Source organism: Candidatus Magnetobacterium casense, from assembly GCF_019173545.1.
Taxonomy (GTDB): domain Bacteria; phylum Nitrospirota; class Thermodesulfovibrionia; order Thermodesulfovibrionales; family Magnetobacteriaceae; genus Magnetobacterium; species Magnetobacterium cryptolimnobacter.
Window position 1 is genome coordinate 1 of record NZ_JABXWD010000532.1, and the last position, 1957, is coordinate 1957.

General features: G+C 49.9%; 2 protein-coding genes and 1 pseudogene. 1 reads left to right on the plus strand and 2 read right to left on the minus strand.

The window, feature by feature from the left end:
• Positions 1–1619, minus strand: a 1619-nt coding sequence (gene dnaG / locus HWQ67_RS17235; RefSeq protein WP_218253931.1) for a DNA primase, incomplete at its 3' end; no start/stop codon positions are given.
• A 100-nt stretch (positions 1620–1719) separates the two neighbouring features.
• A complete protein-coding gene (gene rpsU, locus HWQ67_RS17240; protein WP_218253932.1) occupies positions 1720–1869 on the minus strand; it encodes a 30S ribosomal protein S21 in 150 nt (49 codons plus the stop codon).
• A 27-nt stretch (positions 1870–1896) separates the two neighbouring features.
• On the opposite strand from rpsU, the pseudogene HWQ67_RS20290 reads away from it, so the two are divergent.
• A pseudogene (locus HWQ67_RS20290) lies at positions 1897–1957 on the plus strand (30S ribosomal protein S21); the annotation flags it as partial.

Here is a 1957-nt window from a genome sequence, read left to right on the forward strand (position 1 = left end):
TCAAGGACGCCTCTTCTGATCGCTTTGATGTAGTCTTCGATATTTTTGTCTATGTTGTCCTTGTCTATCTCTGGTTCTAGCATCAACGATGAGAGACAAGTCATCTCCTGAGCGGTAAAAAACGCAGCAAGGCTCTCAAAGGACGGCTTGACCACTCCCCCGATAAGGGCCTCAAAGACCCTCCTGACAAGGGCATTGCTCAGACAATCCAGGCTCAACCGTTCCTTAACAATCTTCAGACCGTCGGGAAAACACAGACAGAGATTGAGGAGTGTCTCCTCCACAGACCTCTTTGGTAGTGCCGGGACATTACGTGTGGATTGCGAGAGTGAGGAGGGTTTGCCCTTTCCGATGTCGTGCCAGAGCACCCTCTCTGATATGGCGGCCTTGTTGGAGAACTCGGTTATCAGCGACCCCCTCAGAACGGTATCCTCTACGTCGGAGATACAGGCGTATAGTTCCCTGAGGTTATCCATACCGTAGCCCCCGGCAGTCAGAAAGAAGTCAACCAGTCCCTGTGACTTCAGTATCATCTGCCTGAAGGCGTCACTGCCCCTTGCCCTGAGAAAACTGTCAGGGTCATCCTTCTGTGGCAGGATTATGGCCCTGGCGCCGAGTCCGTTTTTGCAGATGGTGGCCATGGCACGCTTTGCCGCCTTTATCCCGGCATCATCGCCATCAAAGACGACATAGACCTGACTCGTATACCGTCTGAGTATCCTGGCTTGCTCATGCGTCAGGGCCGTCCCAAGGGGGGCACACACGTTGACAAACCCGTACTGCGCACACACGATGACATCCAGGTAGCCCTCTACCACAATGGCATAATTACTCCGGGCGATCTCTTCCCTGGCCATGTATAAGCCAAACAGTGTCAGTTTTTTCTTAAACATGGAGGTCTCTGCCGAGTTCAGATACTTGGGCTGGGCATCGCTGTTGATGACCCTGCCACCAAATGCTATTGTCTGCCCGTGTACGTCCGTTATGGGAAAGATCACGCGGTTACGGAATACATCGTAGGTGCTGCTGTCTCTTTGATACACAAGTGCGGCGGCCTTGATGTCGTCATCAGCAAACCCCTGTCGTCTGAGATACTTGCGGAGGTTGTCCCAGCCCTCTGGCGCAAATCCAAGTGAAAAACGTTCAGCAATCTCAGAGGTAAGACCGCGATTTTTGAGATATTGTTGCGCAACCAGGCTCTTTTTCAGCATGTCGATGAAAAAACCCCTTGCCGCAGTGAGCACCTTTAAATGGACTGTTCTGTTTTCCGGGTCATTGGTTGTCGCCGCCCCTGTTGCTGCATTTGGATGGGAGCGTTGCACATTGAAATCGAAGCTGATGCCACAACGTTGCGCCAGAAGCTGCAATGCCTCAACGTAGCCGAGGTGCTCCTTTTTCATCACAAAGCTGATGACATCCCCACCGGTGCCACACCCAAAGCAATGAAATATCTGCTTGTGTGGCGTCACCATAAAGGAAGGGGTTTTCTCCGCGTGAAACGGACAAAGCCCCTTGTAATTTACACCAGCCCTCTTGAGCTCAACATAATCAGAGACTATCTCAACTATATCGGCCCTGACCTTGATCTCTTCCGAAAGACCCTGGTAATCTGTTGCCATAAAGTCCCCGACTCTCTGATTAAGTCAATACCCAGGCATATGAATCAAAAAAACTGCTACCCTTTCGCTCTTGCCACATTTTACTTGTCCAGGTGAGCGATTATTGAGCTACCGATACACGTCTTGTAGCTTTTTTACGGGCGGCAATGACTTTCTTTTTCTTCCTTATGCTAGGCTTCTCATAGTGTTCTCTCCTTTTCACATCAGATAGAATACCCTCCTTTTCGCACTGTTTCTTAAATCGCTTCAGTGCAAAAAGGAGGGTATTCTATCTGATGTGAAAAGGAGAGAACACTATGAGAAGCCTAGCATAAGGAAGAAAAAGAAAGTCATTGCCG